At 37.7% G+C, this 20,771-nt stretch carries 24 protein-coding genes and 1 tRNA gene; 7 read left to right on the plus strand and 18 right to left on the minus strand.

The features are described 5' to 3' along the window. Positions 1-414: 414 nt before the first annotated feature. On the plus strand, positions 415-1,794 hold the full coding sequence (mgtE, locus tag AC6QZF_RS07055) for a magnesium transporter (RefSeq protein WP_499799175.1): 1,380 nt from the start codon (positions 415-417) through the stop codon (positions 1,792-1,794). 69 nt (positions 1,795-1,863) lie between these two features. Here mgtE and AC6QZF_RS07060 read toward each other — a convergent pair whose 3' ends face one another. The 12 genes from AC6QZF_RS07060 to AC6QZF_RS07115 form a co-directional block, all read right to left on the minus strand. Beyond that, positions 1,864-2,538: a hypothetical protein gene (locus tag AC6QZF_RS07060; RefSeq protein WP_499799176.1), complete on the minus strand. Its 675-nt coding sequence runs from the start codon at positions 2,536-2,538 to the stop codon at positions 1,864-1,866. Between the two features lie 93 nt (positions 2,539-2,631). Then, the gene (locus tag AC6QZF_RS07065) at positions 2,632-3,351 is read right to left on the minus strand and encodes a ComF family protein (RefSeq protein ID WP_499799177.1); all 720 of its coding nucleotides are present in this window, start codon (positions 3,349-3,351) and stop codon (positions 2,632-2,634) included. A gap of 98 nt (positions 3,352-3,449) precedes the next feature. Next, positions 3,450-3,827, minus strand: a complete 378-nt coding sequence (locus AC6QZF_RS07070; protein ID WP_499799178.1) for a RidA family protein — start codon at positions 3,825-3,827, stop codon at positions 3,450-3,452. A gap of 40 nt (positions 3,828-3,867) precedes the next feature. Further along, a complete protein-coding gene (locus tag AC6QZF_RS07075) occupies positions 3,868-4,806 on the minus strand; it encodes an ROK family protein (protein ID WP_499799179.1) in 939 nt (312 codons plus the stop codon). Then, positions 4,807-5,118 carry an FtsB family cell division protein gene (locus tag AC6QZF_RS07080; protein WP_499799180.1) on the minus strand — a complete coding sequence of 104 codons (312 nt, stop codon included), beginning with the start codon at positions 5,116-5,118 and terminating at the stop codon, positions 4,807-4,809. Between the two features lie 2 nt (positions 5,119-5,120). Continuing rightward, the gene (gene gcvPA, locus AC6QZF_RS07085; protein WP_499799181.1) at positions 5,121-6,461 is read right to left on the minus strand and encodes an aminomethyl-transferring glycine dehydrogenase subunit GcvPA; all 1,341 of its coding nucleotides are present in this window, start codon (positions 6,459-6,461) and stop codon (positions 5,121-5,123) included. 212 nt (positions 6,462-6,673) lie between these two features. Beyond that, positions 6,674-7,009 carry an endonuclease NucS domain-containing protein gene (locus tag AC6QZF_RS07090; RefSeq protein WP_499799182.1) on the minus strand — a complete coding sequence of 112 codons (336 nt, stop codon included), beginning with the start codon at positions 7,007-7,009 and terminating at the stop codon, positions 6,674-6,676. Between the two features lie 174 nt (positions 7,010-7,183). Continuing rightward, on the minus strand, positions 7,184-7,420 hold the full coding sequence (locus AC6QZF_RS07095; RefSeq protein ID WP_499799183.1) for a hypothetical protein: 237 nt from the start codon (positions 7,418-7,420) through the stop codon (positions 7,184-7,186). Continuing rightward, entirely contained in the window at positions 7,417-8,028 is a 612-nt protein-coding gene (locus AC6QZF_RS07100; protein ID WP_499799184.1) for a TRM11 family SAM-dependent methyltransferase, read from the minus strand. The genes AC6QZF_RS07095 and AC6QZF_RS07100 overlap by 4 nt, the downstream gene beginning before the upstream one ends. Next, positions 8,022-8,564, minus strand: a complete 543-nt coding sequence (locus tag AC6QZF_RS07105; protein ID WP_499799185.1) for a hypothetical protein — start codon at positions 8,562-8,564, stop codon at positions 8,022-8,024. Before AC6QZF_RS07105 ends, AC6QZF_RS07100 begins: the two co-directional genes overlap by 7 nt. A gap of 152 nt (positions 8,565-8,716) precedes the next feature. After that, positions 8,717-11,650, minus strand: coding sequence for an FtsK/SpoIIIE family DNA translocase (locus AC6QZF_RS07110; protein ID WP_499799187.1), 2,934 nt, complete (start codon positions 11,648-11,650; stop codon positions 8,717-8,719). Continuing rightward, entirely contained in the window at positions 11,643-12,404 is a 762-nt protein-coding gene (locus tag AC6QZF_RS07115) for a 2-phosphosulfolactate phosphatase (RefSeq protein ID WP_499799188.1), read from the minus strand. The genes AC6QZF_RS07110 and AC6QZF_RS07115 overlap by 8 nt, the downstream gene beginning before the upstream one ends. 349 nt (positions 12,405-12,753) lie before the next feature. Between AC6QZF_RS07115 and AC6QZF_RS07120 the strand changes: the two genes are divergently transcribed. Further along, complete coding sequence (locus AC6QZF_RS07120) at positions 12,754-13,161, plus strand: bacteriohemerythrin (protein WP_499799189.1); 408 nt, start codon at positions 12,754-12,756, stop codon at positions 13,159-13,161. 79 nt (positions 13,162-13,240) lie between these two features. On the opposite strand, the gene AC6QZF_RS07125 is transcribed toward AC6QZF_RS07120, so the two are convergent. Further along, positions 13,241-14,617, minus strand: coding sequence for an NAD-dependent succinate-semialdehyde dehydrogenase (locus tag AC6QZF_RS07125; protein WP_499799190.1), 1,377 nt, complete (start codon positions 14,615-14,617; stop codon positions 13,241-13,243). Between the two features lie 75 nt (positions 14,618-14,692). On the opposite strand from AC6QZF_RS07125, the gene AC6QZF_RS07130 reads away from it, so the two are divergent. Next, the gene (locus AC6QZF_RS07130; protein WP_499799191.1) at positions 14,693-15,127 is read left to right on the plus strand and encodes a hypothetical protein; all 435 of its coding nucleotides are present in this window, start codon (positions 14,693-14,695) and stop codon (positions 15,125-15,127) included. A gap of 56 nt (positions 15,128-15,183) precedes the next feature. Here the strand turns inward: AC6QZF_RS07130 and dapA are convergent, their stop codons facing one another. Then, positions 15,184-16,077: a 4-hydroxy-tetrahydrodipicolinate synthase gene (gene dapA, locus AC6QZF_RS07135; RefSeq protein WP_499799192.1), complete on the minus strand. Its 894-nt coding sequence runs from the start codon at positions 16,075-16,077 to the stop codon at positions 15,184-15,186. 115 nt (positions 16,078-16,192) lie between these two features. Here dapA and rsgA point away from each other — a divergent pair, with 115 nt between their 5' ends. Then, positions 16,193-17,215 (plus strand): ribosome small subunit-dependent GTPase A, encoded by a 1,023-nt coding sequence (gene rsgA, locus AC6QZF_RS07140; protein WP_499799193.1) that lies wholly within the window; start codon positions 16,193-16,195, stop codon positions 17,213-17,215. On the opposite strand, the gene AC6QZF_RS07145 is transcribed toward rsgA, so the two are convergent. The 4 genes from AC6QZF_RS07145 to AC6QZF_RS07160 all read right to left on the minus strand — a co-directional run bounded on the left by AC6QZF_RS07145 (position 17,216) and on the right by AC6QZF_RS07160 (position 18,658). After that, positions 17,216-17,288: transfer RNA gene (locus tag AC6QZF_RS07145), tRNA-Gln, on the minus strand. A gap of 47 nt (positions 17,289-17,335) precedes the next feature. Next, positions 17,336-17,977: a S24 family peptidase gene (locus AC6QZF_RS07150; RefSeq protein WP_499799194.1), complete on the minus strand. Its 642-nt coding sequence runs from the start codon at positions 17,975-17,977 to the stop codon at positions 17,336-17,338. Beyond that, a complete protein-coding gene (locus AC6QZF_RS07155; protein WP_499799195.1) occupies positions 17,943-18,335 on the minus strand; it encodes a helix-turn-helix domain-containing protein in 393 nt (130 codons plus the stop codon). The genes AC6QZF_RS07150 and AC6QZF_RS07155 overlap by 35 nt, the downstream gene beginning before the upstream one ends. Positions 18,336-18,352: 17 nt before the next feature. Further along, entirely contained in the window at positions 18,353-18,658 is a 306-nt protein-coding gene (locus AC6QZF_RS07160; protein WP_499799196.1) for a hypothetical protein, read from the minus strand. A 150-nt stretch (positions 18,659-18,808) separates the two neighbouring features. On the opposite strand from AC6QZF_RS07160, the gene AC6QZF_RS07165 reads away from it, so the two are divergent. The 3 genes from AC6QZF_RS07165 (at position 18,809) to AC6QZF_RS07175 (ending at position 20,742) form a co-directional block, all read left to right on the plus strand. Beyond that, entirely contained in the window at positions 18,809-18,988 is a 180-nt protein-coding gene (locus AC6QZF_RS07165; RefSeq protein WP_499799197.1) for a hypothetical protein, read from the plus strand. Between the two features lie 85 nt (positions 18,989-19,073). Further along, complete coding sequence (gene rlmN, locus AC6QZF_RS07170; RefSeq protein ID WP_499799198.1) at positions 19,074-20,180, plus strand: dual-specificity RNA methyltransferase RlmN; 1,107 nt, start codon at positions 19,074-19,076, stop codon at positions 20,178-20,180. Further along, entirely contained in the window at positions 20,125-20,742 is a 618-nt protein-coding gene (locus tag AC6QZF_RS07175) for a hypothetical protein (protein WP_499799199.1), read from the plus strand. The genes rlmN and AC6QZF_RS07175 overlap by 56 nt, the downstream gene beginning before the upstream one ends. Positions 20,743-20,771: the final 29 nt, after the last annotated feature.

A 20,771-nucleotide genomic window follows, 5' to 3' on the forward strand; every position in this document is an offset into this window, starting at 1 on the left:
AATAAAAAAACCGTTGCTCTGTAAAAATTTTTTAACAAGGGGATGACATTTTCGCTGATTTTTAATCGGCGGGATACAGAGCAACGGTTGCCGATTTCATCGCTTTTGCGATGTTTTTAAATACACATTTTTTCTTGATACAAAATAATCGATTTTTTTTCTAAAAAATTATAGTCTAAAATGTGATTTTATTGTAGTAAAGTACCACTTCAATTTGTAGTGCTTACCACTACAAAATTTCCCTTCTATTTTATCATTATTTTTGATAATTTTGTATGATTTATGTTTAACAAACATTTGAACGAAATGTCCAAATCTGATGATCCTGGCAGTTGGGTTATCTCTTTAATTAACGAAATTATGTAGTTGCGGGGATGGTTTTGCAGCTATCTCCGCCTAAAGTGTGGAGGTAATATGCAAAACATCATCATTCTTCCTGAGCTAAAAGAACTTATCGAAGCTAAGGAGTTCGATGTAATCAAAGAAATTTTTTATGATTCTCACTCCGCCGAAATTGCAGAACAAATCTCAGTCCTCGAGCCAGAAGAAGCCTGGCAAATAATTGAACTATTCGACAAACACCGCCGTGCTGAAATTTTCAGTTTTTTAGACCTTCAGATACAGGTCGATATTGCCGAAATTATTGAACGCAGCAAACTTGTCGACCTGCTCACCGAAATGTCCTCCGACGACAGAGTTGACCTTTTCAAACGCTTCCCCGAAGAAAAGCAGGAACTCATTCTCCCGTTGCTCGCACAAGCCGAACGCGAGGATATTCGCCGCCTTGCGGAATACCCCGAAGGTAGCGCCGGTTCCGTTATGACCTCGGAATACGTCGCTATCCCAGATAACATCACTGTTGATGAAGCTATCCGTAGAATTCGATTAGAAGCATCTCAAAAAGAAACTATCTTTTATATTTATGTTATAAATGAAAAGCGACAACTTATTGGGTTTGTCTCTCTTACCGATTTGATTATGGCTCATCCCAACACCCGCATTAAAGACATAATGAAAAGAGATGTAATCTACGTTACAATCGACGAGGACCAGGAAAAAGTTGCTCGCAAAATCCAAAAATACGACTTAATCGCCATACCCGTTGTCAATGGCAATAATGTGTTAGTCGGTATCGTTACCCACGACGACGCTATCGACATCATCACACAAGAACAAACAGAAGACCTTGAAAAGTTCATGGCTATCGCCGGTGCTCACGCTGCCGCCGCCTACAACAAAACACCCGTTATCACGCATTTTAAAAATCGTGCCGTGTGGGTTGTTTCGCTTGCGGCAATTGGGTTAGTTTCAGGTATGATTATTCATTCATTCGAAAATACCCTGATGAACCTAATGATATTGGCTCTTTATATGCCTATGGTTGCTGATACTGGCGGCAACGTAGGTAGTCAGTCTGCAACGGTTGTTGTGCGTGCATTAGCTCTGGGCGAAGTTACCTCCCGTGATTTTTTCAAGGTTATCTGGAAAGAATTTAGAATTTCTCTTCTGCTTGCATTGGCATTAGGTATGCTTTCGTGGATCAAAGTCGTTTTTCTTTCATCCAATTCAGAAATACCTGTAAACTTTTCTTTACAACAAATTAGTATAGTTATTGCGATTGCTCTCTCACTTCAAGTTGTTACTGCAACTTTAATTGGCGCTATGCTTCCGCTGATTGCAACTAAATTTAAGCTCGACCCCGCTGTTGTTGCTAGTCCAGCGCTTACTACTATCGTTGATATTACTGGGCTTTTGATATATTTCTCAACTGCAAAATTTTTGCTTGGTCTCTAATTTTTCAGATTACTATTTACAAAACAAGGCTGTCTTCTGCAGACAGCCTTGTGCATTTATTCTTAAATTTTATCTTGCGGCTAATACTTCTTTCTTGCTGCCATCTGTGAATTCAATACTCATTGGCGACCAAATTGCTCTTAAATTCTTTGAATTACGGAAAACTTCATCTCTCTGGTTTGTCTTATCGTGTATAAACGGCATCGCGAAACGTTGAGTTTCACCGGACTTAATTGGACGGTCGCTTGCTATATTAAATGCTTTTAGCAGTGTGTTCTCTGGTGTGTAGAAATCAAGCTCACCTTTGACAAAGCGTATTTCTTTATCTGAAAGATTTGTAACTTCGAAAATTATCACATTAAGTTGCTGGCCGTCCTTTTCAAGCGGTTGAAATCCAACATATAAAAACTTATGATTTATTGCTAAATCTACTCGCTTAGCCGTTGTTTCGCAGAATGCTTTGGATTGCTGCATCACATACTCTTTTTGCGACTTGATAATATCAAGCACTGTTTTCCCAACTACAGAATCTTTGAAAGTCCCTAAGCGAACCAGTCCATTTGTGAATAATTCTACTTCTTCTTTGGTCAAAGCCGATTCTGCTTTCACTTTTGCGGCAATTTCAGGTAGATTGTGCAATGTGATTTTTTCGCTCATCACATTTGTGTTAGAATATTCTTGTTTTGTGCAAGCACTCAATACAATACCAAAAATTGCAAATAATAATAACACTTTTCTAAACATAGTAACTCCAATTATTATTGAAATAATCTAATTCATAAGTTTTATATTCACAAAAATAATAAAAATTTTTAGTTTTATATATCATTTTGAATTTTATGCTCTCATCAACGCAGCTACATCTACCCGTCGCGCACCTGCTTCAAGAAATACACCCGCAAGCGCATTCACAGTCGAACCCGTTGTAAGAACATCATCTATTATTAAAATAATTTTGTTTTTAATTTTTTCTGCTTCAATAATCTCAAAAATATTTTTTACATTGAAAATACGCTCACGAACACTTAATTTTGTTTGAGAGCAAGTATATTCTTTCCGCCGGGCTAATTCTAATTCAAGTTTGCTTTCAAGCACTTCGGCTACTGCTTTTGCAATAAAGACAGATTGATTATATCCTCGCTCACGCTTCTTTGCCGAATGTATTGCCACAGGCACAACATAATCGTATCCAACATCGGAATTTCGCTTTACCGCCTCCCCAAGCATCGAACCAAACTTCTGCCCAATGTCTTTTACTCCGCGATATTTCAAAGCATAGATTAATCTCTCAAATGGGAACTCATCTGTCGATGAAAACAAACAATAGGCATTGATAAAATTTAAATTATCAAACCCGTGTATCTCTGCAAGCTTGTTTATCGTTTGTTCGCTACTTTCCGGCAAGGGCAAAGAAGATAAGCACCGCAAGCAAGCAAACTGCTCCGCATCACCCACAATTTTTCCCCCACACACATAACAATGCTCTGGGAAAAATAAATTCTCGCCTAATGAAACAATTTTCGAAACTGTTCTAAAAATTATTTTAATGATTGCCATAATTAAAGAAAAGAACATCAAGAACGCAGAATACTTTTGGTAGAGAGGTTCGGTTTGCCGCTAAATTTAGTGGGGAACCTCTCTACAAAAGAACAAAATTAAAATACAGCAATAGCCTCAATTTCAATCAATACATCCTTCGGCAAACGAGCTACTTGAAAAGCAGCGCGAGCAGGCTTGCTTTCGCCAAAATATTCGTTGTAAATTTCGTTCATCACAGCAAAATCATTCATATCTTTGAGCAAAACTGTTGTTTTCACAACATTTTCAACTGTGAGCCCAGCCTCTTTTAAAATAGAAATTATGTTCTTAATAGCTTGGTGAGTTTGAGTTTTAATATCCTCTCCTGCTAAATTCCCTTCAGCAGTGAATGGAATTTGCCCCGAGATGAACAAAAATTTACCTTCTGCTTTAATCGCTTGTGAATACGGACCAATTGGTGCCGGCGCTTCTTTCGAAAATACAACTTCTTTCATACTAAAACCTCACATATTAAATTAATAATGAACATAGGCATCAAAATTTTACTTCAATTAATGATTTCCCAAGTAATGCAGCCCCTCTTACACCGGTATCACTCAAATACCGAGCCGATCGCAATTCAAATTTTTCTGCAAGTGGCGGAAGCAGATGCATTCGCATCACTTTTTTTGCACTCTCAAACATCAGTTCTCCAGCATTTGCAACACCACCACCAACAATAACCGTGCTAATATCAAGTAAATTCATCGCACTCGATAAGCCATAACCTAATATTTCACCTGCTTTTTGAAGAACCTTCCTGCCTGCTGTATCGCCTTCTACTGCGAAATTATAAATATCAACAACATCTAAATTACTTTTTATATTCAATTTCGAGGACTTATCCTTTGCTGCTTCATCACTTGCAATTGAAAGTATAGAATTTTTACCTAAAAACGATTCAAAAGTACCTTGCTTGTATTTAATTTGAGTTTTGGAGCGACAATTATAATCAATTATTGTGTATCCAATTTCCCCGGCTCCGCTGCTTTCCCCTCGAATCAACTCTTTGTGGTAGATAATCGCCCCACCAACTCCTGTGCCAAGGGTAACGTAGATAAAAGAATCTTTGTCTTTGCCAGTTCCTTCATACATTTCAGCAAGTGCAGCCGCATTTGCATCATTTTCCACAGCCAATGGCACATCTGAATAATTTCGCAAAAATTTGAGCAGCGGAATATTTTCCCAATCCGGCAAATTAGGTGAAACAAGCACATTCCCCATCGCATCAACTACACCGGGTACACCAACCCCAACTGCTCTAATTTTCGGATATTCTCCAAAATACTCCCTTATGAGCGTTCTTAACTTTATCAAAACGCTTGCAGCACCAAGATTTGCTTCTGTCGGAATAGTTCTTTGGGCGACAAGATTTTCGCCATCTAAAATTGCCGATTTTATGCTTGTCCCACCAACATCAATCCCAAGATACATTTATTTTTTCTCTCTTTCAATAATAATCACTTCTTCATTTGGTTTGGTCATACCATATTTTTCGCGTGCGATCCGTTCTATTTCAGTAGTATCGTAGAGCAACTTCTTAATTCTTGTGTTGAGCGAATCTTTTCGCTTCATTTCTTCTTCAATCTTTTCTTTTATCTCGCGTTTATCCATTTCGAGTTGAAAACGCTTATATAACCCTGAATCCGAGAAAACAACAAGCAGCAACACCAAAAGCAAAACAAGCCAGAAAGTGTATTTTCGCTTTCTGGCGTTGCTTCGAGTTTGTTTTTCTTGTTCAGACATTATTATTTTGCAAATTTCTGCAAAAACCCAACAAATTTATTCATTTCGTCTATTGTGCGTTTTTCAGTAACAGCCACAAGCAGCCCTTGATGGCATTCAGGGAAACGGCTTGTATCAATTCCAGGCATAATTGCAACTTTCGAAGCTTCTTCAATGATTTGTGACGCTGGAACTGGGGGAATAACCAAAAATTCATTGAAAAATGGCTTATCGCCCAACAATTTAAAGCCACTGATTTTTTTGATTTGTCCTGCTAAATAATGTGCTTTCTGCATAGACTGTTCGGCAACTTCCTTTATTCCCTGCTTGCCCATAGCTGCCATGTAAACAGTTGCAGCTAACATAAACAAACCTTGATTTGAGCAAATGTTCGAAGTTGCTTTTTCGCGTTTGATTTGCTGTTCGCGAGTTTGCAGTGTCAACACAAATCCGCGTTTGCCTTCCAAATCTTCTGTTATGCCAGCAATTCTGCCGGGCATTTTGCGAATAAATTCATTTTTGCAGGCAAATATCCCAAGATAAGGTCCGCCAAAACTTAATGGAATGCCAAGCGGTTGACCTTCGCCAACAACAATATCAGCATTGTATTCACCAGGTGCAGCAAGCACACCTAACGATATTGGGTTTATTACTGTAATAAACAGCGCTTTTTTTTCGTGTGCAATTCTTTCTATTTCAAAGACATCTTCTAAATTTCCATAGGCATTTGGCTGCTGAACAATTACAGCCGACGTTTTGTCGGTAACAAGCGAACGAAGACTTTCGAGGTCGCAAGTGCCATCTTCTAATTTAGCCTGGTGGAAAGTATAATTCTTGCCAGCAGTAATTGTATCTACCACACGTCTATAATTTGGATTGACTGTGCCGGCATAAACAAATTCTGTTTTGCGGTTATGTGCGTTTGCCATCATACAAGCCTCGGCAAGAGCAGTAGAACCATCATACATCGACGCATTAGCCACATCCATTCCTGTAAGAGCGCATATCATAGACTGATATTCATACATTGCTTGAAGTGTTCCTTGCGAGACTTCCGCCTGATATGGCGTGTAGGCTGTTTTGAATTCAGGACGCTCTATAACTGCACCAACGATGGACGGAATGAAATGGTCGTAACTGCCGCCACCCATAAAACAAGTATGAGATGAAGTTGTAATATTTTGATTTGCCAGTTCGCCCATCATTTTTACAACTTCGTATTCGGACATTGCCGTAGGGAGATTAAGTTCTTTATTTAATCTGATTTCTTCTGGAATTGCTGCAATAAGTTCTTCAAAATTTTTTACACCAATACGTTCGAGCATTTCTTGACGCTCTCTATCTGTATTAGGAATGAAAGGCATAATATAACTCCAAATAATAATTATGTTTATACAAAACACAAAATTAGTTTAATTATATGAGTTTTCAAAAAAATATTGCATTGTATTCGCAAATAGAAATATACAACAAAATAAAATCAAAATCTATCTTGTATTGATATGATCGGAGTAGCTCCCAACTAATAAAGAAAAGTCTATCGATTAATAACAAATTGTTCTATAATTAAGTGTAATTAATAATTTATTACTTTAAATAATAGGTCGTTCCCTTCTAATTCGTATTCAACATATTTTATTGGAACACATCTATTATTCATATCATTGAAATGCTTTAAACTTTCTATTATTTTTTTATAATTTTCTGAAGTTTTGTTAAGTATTTTTTTAGAAATCAATACTGGTTGAATATCGCTAATTCTATTAGGGACATAATATTGCTCTAACCAATCAACATATCTTTGGATTTGAAGAGTATTATCTATTCTCGCTTCAGTCGCTTTAAGTTCGATAAGCAAAACAAGTCTTCTGTTGTCACCAATGAGAGAAAGCATTATACCCATTTTTTGCATACCAACACCACAAGCAACCTCATTTCCTAACCATTCTTAAACCTCAAAAGTTTCAAGCAAAGTTCTAAATGTTAATGACTTGATAAGTTCACTTTTTAAAAATTGATTGGAATCGTTATTATCCAAAAAAGATAAATCTTCTTTGGTTTTAAAAATACCATAGAATTTACCTTCTCATACTTTTTCAGAGTAATTTTGTTGTAAATAGAAAACGACAAAATCACCCTTTCTGATTCTTTGAGAGTCAGCAATCATTCCAACCAGATTATTTTCTGTTGAGTAATTCAACTGTGATCTCGGGTTATCATTAAAATCAATATAGTTTTCTTTTGCTCCTGTCCCAGCAAATTGGTATTCTAAATGATACTTAAATGTGTTAGTGTCAACAATGAAAACATGCGTTGTGCTCATCTTTTTACCTTTTTAAACAAAAAAATATATTCGTGTTTGAAAATATAAAATCCACCGACTAAAGCTCTATATCGCCATAATTCCTTTTGGTTCTTTTTTCCTTTTGTTTCTTCAAAATTTTTAACAATTGTGGATTTTAAAATATATCCTCTTTTCAGGACTTCATTCATAGTATAAAATGCCAACGGTATCCACTCACCTTGCGAATACTTGTCTCCAATTACAATTGCTAAATATCTTCCATAATCTAAAATATTATAAGTATTATCCAAAACCTTGCTAAATAAACTCAAGAATTCTTCTATACTTGAAGCATTTGATAAATCTTTCTTGTTATTGCTAAATTTTATTATATCCCAATAGGATGGATGCATAATTAAGAACTGAACAGATTTGATATTTCTTTTTTCTAATTCCTGTCTAAAATTTAATTCTGCACTGTCTGCATTTATTACTTCTGTTCTAACATTTAATATATTTTCCTCTGCAAAAATATTTTTCTTGGCAACTTCCACCACTTTTTGTTGAAGTTCTACTCCAATTCCATTTCTCCCTAATCTTCTACACTCAATTAGCGTCGTTCCACTACCCAAAAATGGATCTAACACCCATTCTCACCTTGTTTAGTATATCTTCGTAAAAATTGATTAGGGATTTGTGGTATAAAATTGCCCCAATACCCAGCATTGTGCGCACCAGAATTATCCCTATTTTCTAATATCCATAAGCTATCTGTAATTATATCATCATATTCTTTCCATCGATTTAAGTTTATATCATTAATTTTACTTGTTTTAATCTCTATTAGACTTTTTTTAAGGCGAGATATATAATACTTCGCTCTTTCAACGGTTTGAGCTTCGACAATTTGGCTTAAATCTTCAAGCAGCGTATTTCTTTTTATTTTCAGAATATCCCCGTCAATTGAAATCTTCAGTAGTTCTAATTCATCCTTTCTTATATTTTTTACAATTTCTAATACTTTTTGAACTTCTAACTTAATTTTACTTGTCTCGTGTAATGTTTCAATATTCGACAAAACTTCAAGAAAGATCTTCTTATTGATAATTAAATCTATTTTATTATCAAACTTTTTATAAGAATCATCACTAAATTCAAATAAAGTAAAATTTTCGTTTTTCATTGCAACCGCAATAATTAGAAAAATGCAAAATATATTAACATAAAAAATAATTTTGTCTATTGCAAAAATTTTGATTTTTTTTACAATAGCACTTTTTTACCAAAATTACCTTCTGCTCAGAAAATTCATATACAGCATTTATTAGTTTGCTCTTACAATATTCTTTCTAAATCTGCTTCGCTTTCTAATAGAACTGTTCGGGCTTTGCTGCCTTCGTTCGGACCGACTATTCCCGCATCTTCTAATTCATCGATAATACGACCCGCACGAGCATAACCGACTTTCAAACGCCTCTGGATTAACGACACAGAAGCCTGTTGCAGTTGCACAACAAGACGCGCCGCTTCCTCGAAAAGCGGATCGCGGTCCTCCGCTGCAATGCTTCCCGACGACGATTTTTCTTCCAGAAAGCTCGGAAGCATATACGGCTTGCTGTATCCAGACTGCTTCCCTATAAAATTGCATACATTTTCAACTTCATCTGTCGAAATGAAGGCGTTCTGTATTCTTATTGGTTTTGGCGAACCGCTCGGCAAAAACAACATATCACCGTTGCCAAGCAATTGCTCTGCACCTGAAATATCAAGTATTGTTCGGCTATCAATCTTCGATGCAACAAGATAAGCAATACGCGCAGGGAAATTCGCTTTGATTATACCTGTAATTACATCTACTGACGGTCTTTGTGTTGCAATAATTAGATGAATACCAACAGCACGAGCCATCTGTGCCAAACGAATTATAGGTTCTTCGACTTCACGCGATGCTGTTAGCATCAAGTCTGCTAATTCATCAACTACCACAACAATATACGGCATTGGCCTGTGGTCAAATTCTTTGATATGCTTGTAAGCACCCGCCCTAACTTTAGCATTATAGTCAGCAATGTTTCGTTGCCCAACCATCGCCAAAATATTATATCTATTTTCCATTTCTAAAACTGTTGATTTGAGTATAGCAACTGCATCTTGCGGATTTGTTACAATTGCATCTTGTATATCAGGCGACATCGCAAGAAAATGATAACGTAATCGGCTATATTGCTGTAATTCCACTTTCTTTGGGTCTATAATCACAAATTTCAAGTCTCGCGGATGCATCCTGAAAAGCAAAGAATTAATTATTGTGTTTATCCCAACAGATTTTCCCGACCCAGTTGAACCAGCAATTAGCAAGTGCGGAGCTTTTGTAAGGTCGGCAACAACAACTTCGCCCGAAATCGTCTTGCCCAAAGCGATTGGTAAGTGTGCCTTCGATTCGTAAAATTTTGCAGTATTCACAACATTGCTGAACCGAACAATTGATGGATGTTGGTTCGGTATCTCCACTCCGATTGTCCCGCGTCCGGGAATTGGAGCGATAATTCTGATGCCACGAGCCTTTAATGCCATTGCAAGATCATCGGCAAGGCTCTCTATGCGACTAATTTTTATACCAGCAGCGGGCACAAATTCATATTGAGTTACGACAGGTCCGGGTGTTACAGTAAGATTTTCTATATAAATTTTGAATGTTTCAAGTTTTTCTTGCAAAATTCTGGCGTTCATCCTCAATTCTTCGTCGCTTACTCTAATTTCCTCGGCGCTGGTATCGAGCAGATTAACACTTGGCGGAGTGTAGAGAATATCCTCGTCGTGAATTGCCACACCGAGCGGAGTGTTGAGGACGGGTTCGTCTTCTGGTGCAGGCTCTTCGACTTCTATGATTAAAGGTTTTGGTCTATCCGTCTCAGACGGTTTAATTTCAATTGGTTTTGGGCGAATAACTGCTTCATCTATTCCCTCTTTAATTGGCTGTGTTGGCTTCGGCTTCACAATTAGGGCTTCGTCGATTTCTGGGATTTCAGAGTTATCCTCAACTGGGAAATATTCATTAGTCGGGCTTTCTTGCTGCTTTATTTCAAGTTTTGTCTCCGTTCTTTCAGTTGCAATTTTCTGCGAAATAGTATAATCTTTCTGCTCTTGCTTTTCAGCTTTGGTAAATTCTTCATTCTGTTGAATTATCTCATTTCCCAGATTATGTTCATTTTGTTCAGATTGTATATTAAGCTCGCTTTCCTCACTTTGCTTGATTTTCGAAATTGATTTATCAACAAACTGACTTTCAACGTCAATTTTACGCAATCCAAGCGGTGCAATTGGTGGTGCTTGCTCTTTGAACGGGTTTTTTATGTTGATTTTCAGCTCAGGCTGTCTGGGTTGCTCTTGCTTGCTTTCGGTTGCAACAAGATTCTCCTGAACTGTTGCTTGTTCGATATTTTTGTTTTCTCGGATACTTTCGTTAGATAATTCGTCGCTTTGTTGCTGAATGTCTTGTGGTAATTCCTCCGAAAGCAGTTCTTTGTTGATTTTTTCAAAATCTTTTACTTTCACAAATAGAAATTTGAAAAGGGCAATGCTTTTTTTGTAAATTAAAAGCAAAATCTCCCAAATTTTAGCAAAAATTGGCTTCCAATTTATATTTGTCCCGAAATACACAAGCAAAAACAAAGCAATCAGGAAAAACAAAGTCGCACCGAACGGACTAAGCAATTTCGACATCACCGAACCAGCAAACAAACCAATTGCCCCGAGCCATTCTTTATCTATTTTGCTAAACGCTTCAAAATTTCTCAATGAGCCAAGCAAGGATGAAAACGAAATCCCAAACAGTAAGTAAATAATTGTGTTGCGTATAAGTCGGTCAGGGATTTCGAATGATTTGTAAACATTCAATCCCCAGACAAATAGAAACACAGGCAAGAAAACAATTATGTAACCGATGGTGCCATTTATCATCAGGTCCGAAAGCACCGCCCCCGTAAGCCCAAGCCAATTTTGCGTTGTTTCTGCTTTTATTCGTATCATTGAATCCGACGAAAATATCGTCAGCAGCTCTGAAAGCGTAATTTTAGCATTTAATTCATCTTTTTGCGTGTATGAAACAATCGAAAGGAACAACAAAATAGAAAAAATCATCAGCAGCACAGCAAAAATTCTGGAATAAAGCGAAAAATTCATCTCTTTGGGCGATTTGTCGGGTTTGCTTTTGGGTTGCTCTTTTTTGCTGCTGCGTTTAATCACTATTTCGTCGTTGCTTTCAGCCATTTTTTACCTCGGTTGCTTTGAGCATTTTGATACTATTGCCCTCAATATACGGAATAATTGGATAAAGGTCAATTGTCGAGGCAATTTGAATATCACTATCAAATCCCAAGCTTTCAAGCAATTTAGCATGTTCGGTGGTTCTTATGAAGTCTGTGATATTGCCTTTGTACATCTCGTAGATAGATTTAGCTAAATGAGCAGCATCGGTGAGTTTGCAGTTTAGTTCATTGTGGAAATGTCTCACAAACGCCCCCGCTGCAAGAGTATCCTCGTAGGATATTCTTCCTTTGTTGCCCGCAGCGAACAAAATTATTGAATGCACCGCCGGGTCGTTCTTAACACGGTTTAGCACATACTCGCAAACAGCGGACAAATTCACAAACGAAGCAACTATACGACAGGGCGATTCTTTCGCACGGGTAAATATTTGCGTGCCGTTCGTTGTTGTGAGAATAACGATTTTACTCTCGACTTTTTCTTTTGTAAATTCGGTGGGTGAGTTGCCTGCACCGAACCCATCGGGTTTCATTCCATTGCGTTCGCCGGCAAGAATAGCATTTTGTTTATCTATTGTGTTGTAGAGCTTTACTGCTTTTTCGGTTGTATCGGTGATAATGATTTCGCGGGCATTGTTGCTAAGTGCGGTAACTATCGTTGTGCTTGCCCTCAGAACATCAATCATAATCACAACAGAATTCGAAAAATAGGTGTTCTCGTCTATTGCAGTTGGCACCAAAAATGCATCAATAATCATAAACAATTCGAACCATTATATTTTACACATTATTTAAATTTAAGTAATTTTTTTGAATTATGTAAATTTTGATAATTATATTTTTAATAAATGCGTTTGGGTATGGAATTTTTGTAAGGGCACAGAATGACTTGCCCCCACCCTATATTTCTAAGCATTTCGAAGGTTAAAGTTATCATTATCCCATTTATGTAAATACATCTAAGTTGTGGCATATTCTAATATGCGACTATCCCTTCTTCACCTTTACACATTTGTAATTTCATTAATTTTTTTTAATTATTTTGTATTTTTAAATTCACGGTAAAACTGATATTTTTACAATGTAAAATTTTCAAAAAGGGGAAAAATGGCATTTATTAACTGGAACGATGGCCTAAAAGTGAACGTAAATACCATCGACGTTCAGCACCAGAAGCTCATTGATATTGTTAATTCTTTGTTCGATGCGATGAGCGAAGGCAAAGGTAACGATGTACTGAACGATGTTTTCAACGGTTTGCTAAATTATACTGTAGAGCATTTTTCAACAGAAGAAAAATTAATGGAGCAACACAATTATCCCAAAACTGAATTTCACAAAGTTGAGCATTCCGATCTTACTCGCCAAGCAAAAGATCTTTACGACAAATTTAAATCTGGACAGGCAACTATTAGTGTTCCAACTCTTAATTTTCTACGTTCATGGCTGAATAACCATATTTTGTCGTCCGATAAGCAATTTGGTGACTACTTAAATAATATTGGAGTTAAATAATCCAACTTTCAAAAATCAAAAGGCTGCCACATTGATATGAGGCAGCCTTTATTTTCGTATTCAAAATAATCAATTCAAACTATTCTACAACAACAGTTTTGATATTTACAAACTCTTTGATACCCTCCTCGGAAAGTTCTCTGCCGTAGCCCGATTCTTTGATACCACCAAATGGCAACCGTGGATCGCTTTTCACTTGTCCGTTAACATGAACAGTTCCTGCATTGAGCACATTTTTAGCTAAATATTCTGCTTTTTCCATATCTTCGGTAAATACAGCAGCGCCGAGCCCATAATTAGTGAAGTTGCAAAGCGAAATAGCAAGATCTTCACGTTCAGCACGAGTAACCGCCGCAACAGGTCCGAAAGTTTCTTGGTCGAAAATTGGCATTCCCGGCATTACCCCCGTAACTATTGTAGCAGGATAATAGAATCCCGCACCGTCGGGAATTTCTCCGCCAAGGTGCAGTTTTGCACCAAAATCAAGCGCTCTCTCCACCAGTGAATGCAATTCATCGCGCAAGTCAGCTCTTGCTTGCGGGCCAATGTCAGTATCTTTTTCAAGTGGATTGCCCATTTTGTATGATTGCATTTCGTGGGTAAATTTTTCGAGGAATTCGTCGTAAACTTCTGCTTCGACGATAAATCTTTTTGCAGCGATGCAGCTTTGACCGCTATTTACAAGGCGAGCAGCCGCGCAAACCTTTGCAGCTTTATCGATGTTTGCGTCTTTTAGCACTAAATATGGATCGCTGCCGCCAAGTTCCATAACACATTTTTTCATATATTTCCCAGCAACAGTAGTAACACGTCGTCCAACTTCCGTGCTCCCTGTTAGCGAGACAGCAGCAACATTGATATTACCAATCAATTCTTCTACTTCGTTGCCCGAAATAACAAGCGAAGTAAAGACGTTTTCCGGCAGTCCTGCATCGAGCAAAAGATATTCGATTGCCAGCGAACAACCCATAACATTGCTTGAATGTTTGAGCAGAACAGCATTGCCTGCCATCAATGTAGGGACGGCAAATCTAAACACTTGCCAGAATGGAAAGTTCCACGGCATAATTCCCAATATTATTCCGAGTGGATTGTATGTTACGTATGATTTCTTTGCTTCTGTTTCGATCGTCTTATCCGAAAGGAAACGCTCCGAATTTTCTACGTAGTATTTGCAAACTTTTGCACATTTTTCGATTTCAGCAAGTCCCTGTGAAATTGGCTTACCCATTTCTTCTGCCATCAATTTTGCATATTGTTCCCTACGTTTCATTAATAAATCTGCAACAGTAAGAAACATTTCTGCACGAGCCGAAAACGGGCGCCGCGCCCATTCAATTTGTCGTTTTGTGGTAGTTGAAATAATTCGCTCAATTTCGTTGTGAGTGTGCTTGTTATACTCCTTGATAACTTCCCCATTATGAGGATTAACAGTTGTTATTTTGTCGCTGCTCATAAAATTTCCTTTAATTATTTTATATATTTGTTTTATTTACGTTTTGCATTTGTAATAATTTTAAAGTGTAAAATTATGAAAATATTCATTACAAAAATACTCGACTCCAAAATATTTTCTATAATCGCAGCACTTCTGATTATCTCTTTCGGTCTATACAAATGGAGTAATTTTTCTCATAAAGTTGATGAAATTGGTGCAAGTGCTCTTCGAAAAAGTACCGTTAAAACAATTTCTATTTCATCAGGCATATCAAGCAACGATTTTCAAAAATTTCTCACAAATTATTACAACGAAAATGTGTATGAATTCAAGAAATATTCGGGCTATTATCAGTCGCGGGAATTTTCCGAAAGCGATAGCCTTTCCTACTTTTTCTCTGTTGCGGACGAACCAAACAAGCCACTTACCCTGCAAGTGAACTACACAAAATTGCCCAACAACTTCGACATCAAATCACACTCAGCAAATTGCCTTACAGCAGTTGAAAGAATAATTTACAATAAATAAAAACTGCTTGCATTTTTGCAAGCAGTTGCTAAATATCTAATCAAGATAAAATTATCTTACTTCACCATCTTATGTTTTTTCAGTGCTTTTTGCAGCAATTTCTTGTTTTCGGGACGCATCGGAATAAGCGGCAATCTGTAATACTCCTCAATCATTCCCATAAGAACAAGGGCGGCTTTGACGGGAATCGGATTTGTCTCGATAAAGTTCAATGCAAACAAATCGAGCAAATCATAATGAATATTCATTGCACTTTCATAGTCGCCATCAAGAGCTAAATTTACCATTTGTGAGAAAATTTTCGGAGCATAGTTTGAAATCACCGAAACCACGCCTTTCCCACCAAACAAAATTGTTGGCACAGCAAGAGAGTCGTCGCCCGCAAGCACAATAAATTTGCTCGGCGAATACTTGATAATCTCAGATATTTGGTCTAAATCGCCCGATGCTTCTTTGGTGGCAACTATATTTTTGTAGCTTTTTGCAAGTTTAATTTGTGTTTCGGCAGAAATATTGACACCTGCACGTGATGGTACATTATAGATAATCAGTGGCAAATCAACATTTTCAGCAATTGTAGCGTAATGCTGGTAGAGCCCTTCCTGGCTTGGCTTGTTATAATATGGAGCAACAAGCAAGGCTGCATCGGCTCCTGCTTCTTTCGCCAAAATTGTCAAATCAATTGTCGCACGAGTATCGTTACTGCCTGTCCCAGCAATAATAGTTGCGTCTTTTCCAACGTGTTCGACCGCTGCTACAATCAAAGACACTTTTTCTTTTGCCGTCATTGTTGCCGATTCGCCTGTCGAACCACAAACGCAAATGTTTTTCACTCCATTTTTCAACTGAAAATCAAGCAACCGCTTAAATGCGTCGTAATCAATCGTTAAGTCGCTTTTGAATGGAGTTACTATTGCCGTTGTTGTGCCACTTAGGAAATTTTTTTCCATATACTTCCCTTTATTTATTTGCAGGTTGTTTATTTATTTGCTAACTTGTAATTATTAATAATACTTTGACTATTACAAAATAAAACATAAATTTTGAAAATAAAAAGTTTTTTTTATGAGAAACAAGCAAAATTTTGACGAACCCAAAAAAGAATACATCAGAAAAAGCAAAACTTTTAGAAAAACTTTAATCAAAGATGTCCCCAAAAACATTAATAATTTCCTGCAAGGTCGTGTAATTGAGGTTAAACCCAAATATTACGTCGTCGAGCAACTGCAAACGAAATCACTTTATTCGTGTTTTGTTGCGGGACGAATTTCTTCGCCGCATAAATATTCCAATCTCATTGCCTGCGGTGATTACGTTAATTTCACAATTGATGACAATTCTTCGAACGAACAAAGCGGGTTGATTTTTCAAGTTGAGGAACGCAAAACTAAACTTTCCCGCCGCGACCCTGCCAATCCAAATCGTGAACAAGTTATTTCATCAAACAATTCTCATTTGCTTATCTTTATGTCTATTGATGAGCCAATAATTAATCTGCGCCTCATTGATAGAATTCTTGTTGCCGCCGAACTCGGCAAATTAGATCCTATTATTTGCATAAACAAGATTGATTTAGTTGATTTCGACGAAATTTTCGACATGTTCGACACATACAAAGCGTTGAAAATTCCGTTTTTCCCTGTATCAGTAGCCGAGGAGTTAGGTCTGGACTTTCTTTATTCTTTTATAAAAGGCAAGGACATTGTAATCGTTGGAATGAGCGGAGTCGGTAAATCATCTCTAATCAATAAAATTTTCGGCTATGAAGTACAGCGAATTGCTGATGTGAGCGAATGGAGCGGCAAAGGTCGCCACACAACAAGCATTGTCCGGCGATTCGAACTTCCTTTCGGTGGCTACTTGACAGACACGCCTGGACTGCGTGAATTTGCACTGTGGGACGTTTCAAAAGATGAGCTTTGCTTGCTTTTCCCGGATTTCCGCCAGTATATAAATGATTGCAAATTTGCTGCCTGCACTCACACTCACGAACCCGGTTGCAGCGTAAAATGGGCTGTCGAAAAAAATAAAATTAGCTTTGAAAGATATCAAAGCTACTTGAATATTTACTATACTTTGAATGATTAGCTGCCCCGCCAGGGCTCGAACCTGGACTTTTCTGATCCAGAGTCAGACGTGTTGCCAATTACACCACAGGGCAATCTCGCTACAAAACTAATAATTAATTCTCGAACTTGCAAGGAAAATTTAAACTGAACGCATAATTCTTTTGACAACCCCGAAAATCTCGAACGAGTAATCTTCGCTTACTTTAATTGGCTCGAATGCAGGATTGTCCGAATGCAACCACACAGTCCCATTTTCCTGCACAAAACGTTTAACAAGCAGATTCCCATCGATATTGACAACCACAATTTTGTTGTTTGTAGGTTTTTCGGCTGTATCAACAAAAATCATATCCCCAGACTCGATTACACCCGTCATCGAAGCACCATCAACAGAGCAAATAATCAAGTTCTCGCTGGAAATTCCAACAATATCCAGCAGTGTTCGTTTCTCGATAAGTTCGTCCGAAACCACAGGTTGCTTGCGAGCAGCCCCAATTTTCTGAATTAACTCATTAATTTCATCGGCAGACATCAAATCGATGCGTTTGATGTCTGCTACAAACAGTTCTCTCATACCATATCTCATTGAATTAATTGTCCACAAAGCATCTTTCAGTGCAAACGAAACAATACGCTTGTCTCGCAATGAAGCCGTGTCAAAAATCAGGTCGCGATTTTTGTAAGGCTTTTTCTTGAAATATTCGTAAACAGTGCATTTGCGAACAAGCAAATAAAGTTCGTAGTTGCTAAGAGCCTCTATTTTTGATTTTTCCTGCCGCAACTTTAAGCACCTTCACTTCTTTATGTTCTTCGAATTCCACCAATGCCATTTGTTTGATTCCGTTCAGGTCGATGTTGTGTTCTTTCAGCAGTTTTCGTCTTTGTTTGCCCTGGGAATTATTTGCAAAAATATCGCCGTCGCCGGTAAGCACCCAGGTTGGATTAATCCCACGCCTGTAAAGTTCGATTAGCACTCTTGCAGGAACAGAGGCACGAGCAAGCTCGTAGTTTGCAATATTATCTCGACTTTCGCCAAGCAGGTGTGCAAACTGTTCTGTGCTAAGCTTCTTCCCTTCATTAAAAATGCTTCTTACCAGCCGAAGCCGTCGCCCGATATTTTTCAAATAATCGTTTCCCATCAAATAAAAATAATAAATTATACACATTTTGACAATTTCTTTTCGGCACGCCGCTCTTCGATAATTTTTTTTCGCATTCGTCGCACGTGAACCAGCGACACATTCAAATCTTTTGCCAATTCGCTTGTGGGTTTCTCCCAATTTTCCTTTATATATCGCTCAACAAACTTATCAAGATGAGAAATGCGAGGTACATAGAACATTCCACCGTTGAGGTTTAGCAGCATATTTTGCACAGCATCGAGCCCACAGTATTCTGCAAGCATACTCAAATTATCGGGAAGCTCATCTAATCGAATTTGTCGAACAACTTCCTCTTTCATACTTACCTCCAAAAAAATCAATGTTCGCAATCAAATTTACGTAACATTTACATAATTAACAAGTAAATTTTACTTGAATTTTAATTATCTCAAAAATACAATATAAGTATATTTTAATCATCGGTAGGTTAAGAAATTAACATCGCCAGCGTGGACAAAGCTTTTCTGCCCTTCACTATCGAAGAATTAAAGGATGTGGATTTTTTCATTCATTTCTTTGTAATAATCACAAAATTAATTTTCATCTCTATTGTTTGTTTTTTACCTCCATTTACTTCTCAGATGCCTCCGTCATCGTATGGTAATTTAGCACCTTCGGCAAATGCGTGACCCCACCGAATAATTTTCTCTTACAACTTCATAACTATTAATAATTTCTTCACTTATTCGTTATAAAAAATAAAATGGAAACAATATGTTTGAATATCCTGAAAATAGATTTCAAATTAAGCCCTCAACAAAAAAGCAAATAAAAAGCATCTCTTACGATGAGCTTATTGATTATTTGCGTGCGGCGGGCGAGGAAAAATATCGTGCCGACCAAATTCTATATGAGATATTTGTCAATCGGGCAAGCGATTTCAACCAAATGACGCAGATACCGAAGCATTTGCGTAAAATGCTTGCCGATGTTTTCGATATTACTTCAATTTCATTGGAAGAAAAACGTGTTTCTGCTGATGGTTCAATTAAATTTTTGTTTTCACTTGCCGACCGCCAATTCATCGAAGCAGTTTATATGCCCTGGGCAAACGATGAGGGTGAAGTGGAACGCTCAACCTTGTGCATTTCCACAATGTCTGGCTGCCCTGTTGGGTGTGCATTTTGTGCTACTGGAACTCTCGGATTTAAGAAAAACTTAACACCTTCGGAAATAATAGACCAAATCTTCATTGTCGAACAGGAGTTAGGCAAAAAAACAAATAACATTGTTCTAATGGGAATGGGCGAGCCGTTACTTAATTTCGAAAACGTTGCACGTGCTATATCCTTGCTTGTCGATGAAAAAACTAAAGTTATCAGCCGTAGGAAAATCACTTTATCAACTTCGGGAATAGTTCCTCGCATTCGTCAGCTTGCCCACACTGAATATCCGCCAAAGCTTGCAATCTCGCTTCATGCTACAACAAACGGCACACGTAACAAAATCATGCCAATTTCTCAATCTTTTGATTTATCGTCACTTATGGATGCTGTAGAATATTATTACCGACAAACCAAAATGAAAATCACATATGAATATATCCCATTCGACGGAATAAACGACACGATGGAAGATGCCGAGCGGCTACGCAAAATTGCTCAAAGAGTGCCCTCGCGCGTTAATTTCATTCCCTTCAACGATATTTCATTCACTAAGCCGCAAGGGATATCGCTCGAATTAAAGCCTTCGCCTCCCGAAAGAGTTGCCCAAATTGTCGAATACCTGCGTTCGCATAAAATCGCAGTGATTGTGCGGAACTCATTTGGATGGGACATCGAAGCGGCTTGCGGTCAGCTTGCACTATCGCGAGAACACTGAGATGGGAAAGTTTTTTCTTCTCTCGTTTCTCCTGCTTCTACCGCAAATTTCTTTGGCTGATTTTGGTCGTCTTGCTTATGTCAAAACTAAAAGCGACACCCTTTGTTACGGTGAAATTATCACTGCTCGTGATAGCTTTATTGTGCTGTCAAAAATCCCGTTTGCAGACGATAGACAAATTTTCAGGCAATTCGACAGCCTGCTTCTGGTTCGATGCAACGAAATTGACTACGTAAAAATCCTTGAAAGACCTGCAAATTTTTCTCAACGCATTAAGTTTTCGACCATTGGTGCTCTTATTGGCGGTGGACTTGTGGCTGCTCAATACAAGCAAAATAGCAAAATCAACTCTTCCGATTGGTTGCTTGTGCCACTTTCCATTGCTCTGGGCTATTTATTAGGCGCTTATTTCGATATTTCCAACTACAAAGATAAAATTATTGTTTTCCCCGAATGTTCAAATAAATTTTATTCTGTTTTTTCTGAGCATTCCCGCTATAAAAATGCCGAACCAAAAAGTTTCACCCGAAAATTAACCCAACTGATTGAAAACAAAAATTAATAAGTATTGAGGAAGCGAACCCTTTTCCA

It is taken from the genome of Eximiradius sp. (assembly GCA_937127445.1).
Classification (GTDB): Bacteria; Bacteroidota; Ignavibacteria; order Kapaibacteriales; family UBA2268; genus JAKIZO01.